8 protein-coding genes are annotated in these 7,313 nt (G+C 68.5%); all 8 read left to right on the plus strand.

Features of this window, described 5'->3' with window-relative positions:
• A partial coding sequence (locus tag WAZ62_RS21950; RefSeq protein WP_422645650.1) for a hypothetical protein occupies positions 1-274 on the plus strand: 274 nt, incomplete at its 5' end.
• Between the two features lie 95 nt (positions 275-369).
• Positions 370-1,029, plus strand: a complete 660-nt coding sequence (locus WAZ62_RS21955; protein WP_422645651.1) for a hypothetical protein — start codon at positions 370-372, stop codon at positions 1,027-1,029.
• Positions 1,030-1,146: 117 nt separating this feature from the next.
• Positions 1,147-1,698: a hypothetical protein gene (locus WAZ62_RS21960; RefSeq protein ID WP_422645652.1), complete on the plus strand. Its 552-nt coding sequence runs from the start codon at positions 1,147-1,149 to the stop codon at positions 1,696-1,698.
• Positions 1,698-3,854: a terminase gpA endonuclease subunit gene (locus WAZ62_RS21965; RefSeq protein WP_422645653.1), complete on the plus strand. Its 2,157-nt coding sequence runs from the start codon at positions 1,698-1,700 to the stop codon at positions 3,852-3,854. Before WAZ62_RS21960 ends, WAZ62_RS21965 begins: the two co-directional genes overlap by 1 nt.
• A 10-nt stretch (positions 3,855-3,864) precedes the next feature.
• On the plus strand, positions 3,865-4,089 hold the full coding sequence (gene gpW / locus WAZ62_RS21970) for a gpW family head-tail joining protein (protein WP_422645654.1): 225 nt from the start codon (positions 3,865-3,867) through the stop codon (positions 4,087-4,089).
• Between the two features lies 1 nt (position 4,090).
• A complete protein-coding gene (locus WAZ62_RS21975; protein ID WP_422645655.1) occupies positions 4,091-5,725 on the plus strand; it encodes a phage portal protein in 1,635 nt (544 codons plus the stop codon).
• On the plus strand, positions 5,722-6,609 hold the full coding sequence (locus WAZ62_RS21980) for a S49 family peptidase (protein ID WP_422645656.1): 888 nt from the start codon (positions 5,722-5,724) through the stop codon (positions 6,607-6,609). Before WAZ62_RS21975 ends, WAZ62_RS21980 begins: the two co-directional genes overlap by 4 nt.
• A gap of 11 nt (positions 6,610-6,620) precedes the next feature.
• The gene (locus tag WAZ62_RS21985; protein WP_422645657.1) at positions 6,621-7,130 is read left to right on the plus strand and encodes a hypothetical protein; all 510 of its coding nucleotides are present in this window, start codon (positions 6,621-6,623) and stop codon (positions 7,128-7,130) included.
• Positions 7,131-7,313: the final 183 nt, after the last annotated feature.

Below are 7,313 nucleotides of genomic sequence, written 5' to 3' on the forward strand. Positions count from 1 at the left end.
CCGCTATGCCTTCCGGCCGCTGTGGAGCCGGGGCAAGCCCGTAGTCGAGCGGTGCGAGGGGCAGGGGCGGGGCAGCTGGGCCACCTACTGCCCGCTGGAGCTGATCGACAGGGGGCCGGGCATCACCCTCGCCCGCCGCGCCTGGACGCAGTGGCGCCACGGCCTCGTCCTCCTCGACTATGCCCTGCGACAGGACACGGGCCGCCTGACCCGTCACAGGCTGCGCCCCCTCGCGCTGGTGGAACGGCCTTGGGTTCGTGACGATCAGGCTTGACAGGCGGGCGTAACCCGTTGACACTATCACCATTCTCATTCGTGTGCCCGGCGGGATAATGTCCCGGCCGGGCATTTTCATGTCGGGGGCGCCGGATGTCGAAAGTCGTCAGGCGCCGCCCCGGTGTGTTCGGAAATATCGGACGGCAGGTCGAGTTCGGCGTGGCCAAGGCCCTGACCACAGTTGCAAAGGCGGCGCAGGGAAAGGTCGAGGCGAGCCTTCCGAACCGCTTCGATCGTCCGAACAGTTTTACCCAGCGGGGGATCGCGATACAGGCGGCGCGCAAGGGTGCGCTCAAGGCCGCTGTGTTCGTCCGCCCCCTGCAGGCCAGGTACCTGCGGATCGAGGAGGGGGGCGGAACCCGCCGACCGGAACGGCGCGCGCTGGTGATCCCGGTCGGCGCTGGTCTCAACGCTTACGGCAACTTGCCGGCCAAGGCGTTGCAGCGACTGAAGGGGCGGCGCGATGTCTTCGTCGGACAGATTACCTTCCGCTCTTCGGGCGAGACCATCGGCGGCGTGTGGCAGCGACCGAAGAGTGGGGAGCGGCGCGACGGGTCGCGAGGAACCAAGGGTCGGCTGAACGCCGGGTCCAAGTCGATGACCGGCCTCAAATTGCTTGTCCGCTTCGTCGGGGAAGCCAGTTATGAACCGCGGTTCGGATTTCGCGAGACGGTCTACACGACCGTCAAGGCACTTCTCACGGAAGCGGTCGCCCGCGAGATCACCGCTGCGATCCGCGGCGCCGGCCTGTAGTGCAAAAATGTCACGGGTCCCTCCCGGCCCCCCATCACCCCACGGGTAAATTCGCGCCTTGGGGTTTGGGTGTGGCTAACTAATTGAAATCGCTTTCTTTTTCTGGTGTTGTTTCCGATGGACGGATCGTCTCTGGTTACGGTCAATCTCGATGAGATGTGCCGCATACTGGAGATTTCTGCGCCTACTTTCCGGGGCTGGCTGAAAACCTATCCCGACTTGCCGGTCGTGGGGCGGGGTGATCGGGGCAGGGCCTGGGAGTTCGATCCGCACGCGGTCAAGGCCTGGCGGGAGCGGAAGCGGCAGGAAGAGGCGGAAGCCGCTGCGGCGAAACTGGACCTCGTGGACCAGCTGTCGCTGCCGGGCATGGGCGAGGCGGCTGCCGACGCGATCCTGTCGCCAGCGCAGCAGTATCAGCTGATCCGGGCCAAGCGCGAGCAGCGCAAGATGGATCAGGAAGCGGGCTTGCTGGTGATGGCCGAGCCGCTGCGGGCCGCGCTGGGCGATGTCTTCGCCCAGATCCCGGCGGCGATGCGGGGGGCGATCAGCGATGCCTTTCGCCGCCACGCGATCCCGGATGACGTCCGGCGGGCGGTGACGGCGTCGGTCGACGAGCGTTGGACGACGGCCGTGCGCGGCCTGCAGCAGGTCATGGGGGGACGGTCGTGATGGGCGAGTATGTCGACCCCGGCCAGCTGATCGCCGATGCCCTGGAATTCGCGCTGCCGCCGCGGCGCCGGCCGATCCCCGAGGTGGTCGAGGACCTGCGCTATATCAACGGCGGTGGCTTTCGGCATGACGACGCGCCTTACACGCTGGAGGCGGAACGGGTCCTGTCGGAAGGGACGCATACCGGCATGGCGATCATCGGCCCCGGCCAGTCTGGCAAGACGACGATTCCGGAGAACTGGTTCTTCGCGTCGATCGCCGAGGATCCTGCCTCTTTCCTCTGGTACATGCCGACCGACGCGATGCGGGACGCCTATGTCAAGGACCGGATCAACGCGATGATCCGGAATCACGATGTCCTGGCGAGCCGCCAGCTGCCGGGCGCGATCAACGACAGCCTGCAATTCAAGGCGTTCCGGGGCATGAATGCCCATTTCCTCGCGGCGAACGCGGGCGCCTTCGTCTCGAAGAACGCGCCCCGCATCGTCGCCGACGAAATCGACCTCTATGCCAAGAGCCTGGGCGATCCGTGGGAGCGGCTGGAAATCCGCCGGCAATATTATCTGCCGGCCTCGATCATCGTCGGCATGTCGCATCCCGATGCCGCGAGCGGTCTCGACGAGAACCGCGGGCATTGGGATCGCGGGATCATGGCCTGGTTCGCGCGATCGGACCGGCGGCTGTGGTATTGGCCCTGTCCCATCTGCAATGCGGTCGCCTCGCCGGCGCCGATCGCGTCGCGGCGCATGGTGCTCGATTACGATGCCGCCGCGCCGCTCGACGAGATTCGCGACATGGCGCGCCTGCGCTGCCCGAGCTGCGATGAGCTGATCGAGGAGCGTCACCGCCGGGCGATGAACGCCGCCGGTTGCTGGATCGGCGAGGGCCAGACGATCACGCCCGAGGGGGTGATCGAGGGTGATCTTGTCCGCAGCGACATGGCGGGTTTCTGGATTCACGGGCTCATGTCGCCCTGGACCGCCGGCGGCTGGGGCGGGCTGGCGGCGGCCCGGGTCGAGGCGGAACGGAAGCTGGCGCGCGGCTCGGAAAACGCGGAACGCGAGCTGCGGGAGGTCATGGCCAAGCGCTGGGGCGAGCCTTACTGCGCCCCGGAGGCTGTGGGCAGCCTCGAGGCGGAGAGCCTGCGCGAGAATGCGGTCGATCTGCCCCTGCGTGTCGTGCCGGAAGGCTTCGGCGCCCTGTTCGCGTCCTGCGATATCAACTCGACCTGGATCGAGGTCGCGGTCGGCGCCTTCGATTATACCAGCGGCGAGAGCGTCGTGATCGACCATTTCAAGGTCAGCGCGGCCGATGCCGTCGGCACGCCGCTGTCGCTGGCGCGGAGTCCCGCCCATTGGCAGGTTGTCGTCGACCGGGTGTTGTCCGCGACCTATCCGATGGCGGGTGACCCATCGCGTCACCTGCCGATCCGGGGCGCGCTGATCGATTCCGCCGGCGAGGCGGGCGTGACCGATCTTGCCTATGCCGCCTGGCGGGCCTGGAGCCGGGCAGATCGCGGTATCGTTCGCCGCCTCGGGCAGAACAGGCACAAGGTGCCGGTCTATACCGCGATGCTGTCGAAGGGCGCGTCCACGGCGAATCCGCCGCGCATCGACCTGACCTGGCCGCAGCATCAGCGCGCCGACCGCAAGGTGAAGGCCCTGGGCGACGTGCCGGTGCTGCGCTTCGCGCCCAATGCCTTCAAGGATACGGTCGCGACGCGGCTGGGCCTGATCTTCGCCGGTGAGAATGCCGATGGTACTGGCGATATCGGGGAGGTCGCGCCGGTGACGACGGCGGCGATCCGCCTGCCGGCCGGCCTTCGTCGGCCGCAGGGCAGTGACGACGCGGATTTCTTCGAGGGTGTGGCGGCCGAGGCCCGGGACAAGCTGGGCCGCTGGACCCGGCCGGAAGGCGCGCCCCGGAACGAGCCGCTCGACCTGCTGGTGATGCTGGCGGTGCTGTCCGAATTGTTCGACATCGGCCGGGGCGGCGCTGCCCCGGCCTGGGCTTCGCCCGATCCTGCCCGCAACAGCCTGGCCCGGTCCGAGACCGGCCCGGCCGGGGATGACGCCATGCCGGCCCTGCCGCGGCCGGCCCCATCCCCGGCGAAGCCCGTAACCCTGGCCCGGCGTCTGCCGGGCGCCCGCCGCTGAAGGACCCGACATGGACCGCGAAGTGATCACCGCCCGGCTTGCCGAGGCGGAAGCGGCGCTGCACGCCCTCTCCATCGGGCGGCGCAGCGTCAGCGTCAGTTACGAAGGCAAGGCGGTGACCTATACCGCCGGCAATATCGGCGAGCTGCGGGCCTATGTCGCTGAACTGAAAGCGAAGCTCGCCCTGCTCGACGGTGCCCGGCCGGCCCGGCGCGCGATCGGCCTGCGGTTCTGATATGACGATCCTCGACGCCGCCGGCCTGCCGATGAAACCCGCGAGCCAGCCGGGGCGGCGCATGCGCGCTGGGCTCGCCTCGCCCGGTGGCGCGCGTTATCCCTATGATGCCGGCAACCCGCTGGCGGCGGAGGGCGCGGACTGGAATCCGCCGCTTCGGCCGGGCGATGCGGCCCTCGTCGACCGTCAGCGGATCGTCGCCCGTAGTCAGGACCTGGTACGCAACGACGGCTGGGCCGCGGGCGCGGTCCAGACCATCCTCGACGAGACGGTCGGCCTCACATTCCGCCTGTCGGCGAAGCCGGACTATCGCGCGCTGCAGAGGATCGACCGCCGGCTGGATGCCACCTGGGCGGCGGAATATGCCGCCGCCGTCGAGGCTGAGTGGCGGATGCATTTCGTCAACGATCCCCTGCTCTACGGCGATGTGTCGAAGCGGATGACGATCGAACAGCAGTTCTGGATTTCTCTCCGCCACCGCCTGGTCGAGGGCGACGCCATCGCCGTCGCGCATTTCATGCCCGAGCGCGTGGGCCCGGGCGGCGCGCGATACGCCACCGCCATCCGGCTGGTCCACCCGCAGAGGCTCTGTAACCCGATGATGGCGGCCGACAGCCGATACCTGCGCGACGGGGTGGAGATCGACGATCACGACGTGCCCGTTGCCTATCACTTCCGCAAGGGGGATCCTGGCGCGGCCTGGATCGACCCCGAGGCGATGGAGTGGGAGCGGGTAACGCGGGAGGTCGCGGGCTGGCGCCGGGTATTCCATTCCTTCGAGGCGCAGGAAATCGGCCAGAACCGGGGCATCGGCATCCTGACGCCGGTCGTCAACCGCCTGAAGATGCTGATCAAATATGACAGCGCGGAGTTGCAGGCGGCGATCGTCAACGCGATCTTTGCGACCTTCATCACCTCGCCCTTCGACACGGACCTCGTGCAGGCCGGGCTCGACGACGGCGGCGGCGAGCTGGGCGCCTATCAGCGGCTGCGTGACGATTTCCACGATGGCGCCAATCTGATGCTGGGCAATGCCCGTCTGCCGCATCTGTTCCCGGGCGAGAAGCTGGAAACCGTCGGTGCCACGCGGCCCGGCAACGGCTTCGACGCCTTCGAGCACGCGATGCTGCGGAACGTCGCGGCCCAGACCGGCAACACCGCCGAACAGCTGTCCAAGGACTGGTCGAAAACGAATTACTCGTCCGCCCGGGGCGCGCTGCTGACCGCCTGGAAGACGATGGTCCGCCGGCGCCGGGATTTCGCGCTGTCGCTGGCCTCGCCGATCTATGCCTCGTTCCTGTGGGAACTGCACGATTACCCGGATCGCCTGCCGATGCCGGCCGGCGCGCCGTCCTTCGAGGAAGCGCGGGCGGGCTATGCCGCCTGCCGCTGGATCGGCCCGGGGCGCGGCTGGATCGACCCGACCAAGGAACGCGAAGGCGCGGTCCTCGGCATGGAAGCCGGGCTTTCCACGCTCGAGGACGAGGCGGCCGAAAACGGCGGCGCCGATTGGGAAGAAGTGATCGACCAGCGTGCCCGGGAAGTGGCGGCCTTCAAGGCCCGGGGCCTGACCCCGCCGAGCTGGGCCGGCCCGTCGAAGGACCCCGGGCTGATGTCGGAAGGACAGACACCATGACGTCGCATCCCCATCTGGCCCAAAGGCTATTCAACCGGCCGCTGGCGATCCGCGAGGACAAGGCCGAACTGGTCATGGCGGCGCTCGCCGATCGCTTCGGTGTCGCCCGGCTGTTCCGGGCCGACGGCACCGCCGTCATCCTGGCGAATGACGACTGGACCGAAGGCGTCGAGGCCGGGGAGTATCGCGGCTATGACGTAATCTCGGGCGTCGCGCGCATCCCGGTCGAGGGCACGCTGGTCGCCAAGCTGGGCAGCCTGCGGCCCTATTCCGGCATGACCGGCTATGACGGCATCCGCGCGGCCTTCCTCATGGCCCTGAACGATGCTTCGGTCGAGGCGATCGTTCTCGACATCGACAGCCCGGGGGGCGAGGTCGCCGGCCTGTTCGACCTCGTCGACCTGATATATCGGGCGCGCGGGCGAAAGCCGATCTGGGCGATCCTGTCGGACTGCGCCTATTCCGCCGCCTATGCCCTGGCGTCGGCCTGCGACCGGATCTTCGTGCCGCGCCTCGGCGGGGTCGGGTCGATCGGCATCATCTGCATGCTGACCGACATCTCGCGCGGCCTCGACAAGGATGGTGTCACCGTCAACATCATCAGGCACGGCGCCCACAAGGCCGAGGGCAACCCTTTCGAGGCCCTGTCGGACGATGCGCGCGGCCGGATTCAGGCGGAAATCGACGTCGCGGGCGAGCTGTTCATCTCGACCGTCGCGCGCAATCGCGGCCTGAAGCCCGCCGCCATCGCCAATCTGAACGCCGAATGTTTCACCGGCCTGCCCGGCGCGCGCCCGGGTGCGGTCGAGATCGGACTTGCCGATGCCGTCATGGCCCCGGACGAGGCCTTCCGCGCGCTTCTCGACCAGCTCGACGCTGCCTGAAAGGACGTCACATGAAATTGCCGATGATGGCCGACACCAGCCGCTTCGCCCATCTGATGGGCATCGGTCGCCGCAAGGCGGAAGACCAGACCACCGATCCGGAGAAGGACAAGCCCGATCCGGAACAGGCCGAGGGCGAAGATCTCGAGGACGAAGAAGCGCCGCCCGAGGACGATCCCGAGAAGGACCCGGCCGACGACGAGACCGGCGACGACGAGGAAATGGCGGGCGAGGGGGCTTCGGCCCGTGCCCGCCAGCGCGAGCGCAGCCGCTGCGCCGCGATCTTCGCCGATCCGGCGGCGGGCAAGAATCCCGCGCTGGCCGCGCATCTCGCCTTCGGCACCACGCTCAACCGCAAGGCCGCGTTGAAGTCGCTGCGCCTCGGCGCCCAGGGTGGCGGCCTTGGCCAGCGTCTCGCCTCGGCGATCAACCCCGACCTCGGCCCGCAGGGCAAGGCGGGCGGAAAGCCGTCCGCCGCCGCGACCTGGGACGCGGCGATGAAAACCGCCCGCAAGGGCTGAAACCCACCCGCAGGGGCAACCACAGGAGATACACATGCCCACGGTTCTGACCGAGGCGCCCCGCGCGGGCGCCTATATTCTTTCCGAAGCCAACGGCTGGCGCAGCCGTGAGAGGGGCACGCTGGCGGCGTCGCAGGATCTCGTCGCCGGCCAGATCGTCGCGGCGCTCGGGCTCGTGACCCT

The sequence above is a fragment of the Zavarzinia sp. genome, assembly GCF_049306435.1.
Classification (GTDB): Bacteria; Pseudomonadota; Alphaproteobacteria; order Zavarziniales; family Zavarziniaceae; genus Zavarzinia.

Coding starts and splice junctions, on each gene's coding strand:
- gpW (WP_422645654.1), top strand. CDS start 3,865: ATGGACCGCGAAGTGATCACCGCCCGGCTTGCCGAGGCGGAAGCGGCG.
- WAZ62_RS21980 (WP_422645656.1), top strand. CDS start 5,722: ATGACGTCGCATCCCCATCTGGCCCAAAGGCTATTCAACCGGCCGCTG.
- WAZ62_RS21985 (WP_422645657.1), top strand. CDS start 6,621: ATGAAATTGCCGATGATGGCCGACACCAGCCGCTTCGCCCATCTGATG.
- WAZ62_RS21975 (WP_422645655.1), top strand. CDS start 4,091: ATGACGATCCTCGACGCCGCCGGCCTGCCGATGAAACCCGCGAGCCAG.
- WAZ62_RS21955 (WP_422645651.1), top strand. CDS start 370: ATGTCGAAAGTCGTCAGGCGCCGCCCCGGTGTGTTCGGAAATATCGGA.
- WAZ62_RS21965 (WP_422645653.1), top strand. CDS start 1,698: ATGGGCGAGTATGTCGACCCCGGCCAGCTGATCGCCGATGCCCTGGAA.
- WAZ62_RS21960 (WP_422645652.1), top strand. CDS start 1,147: ATGGACGGATCGTCTCTGGTTACGGTCAATCTCGATGAGATGTGCCGC.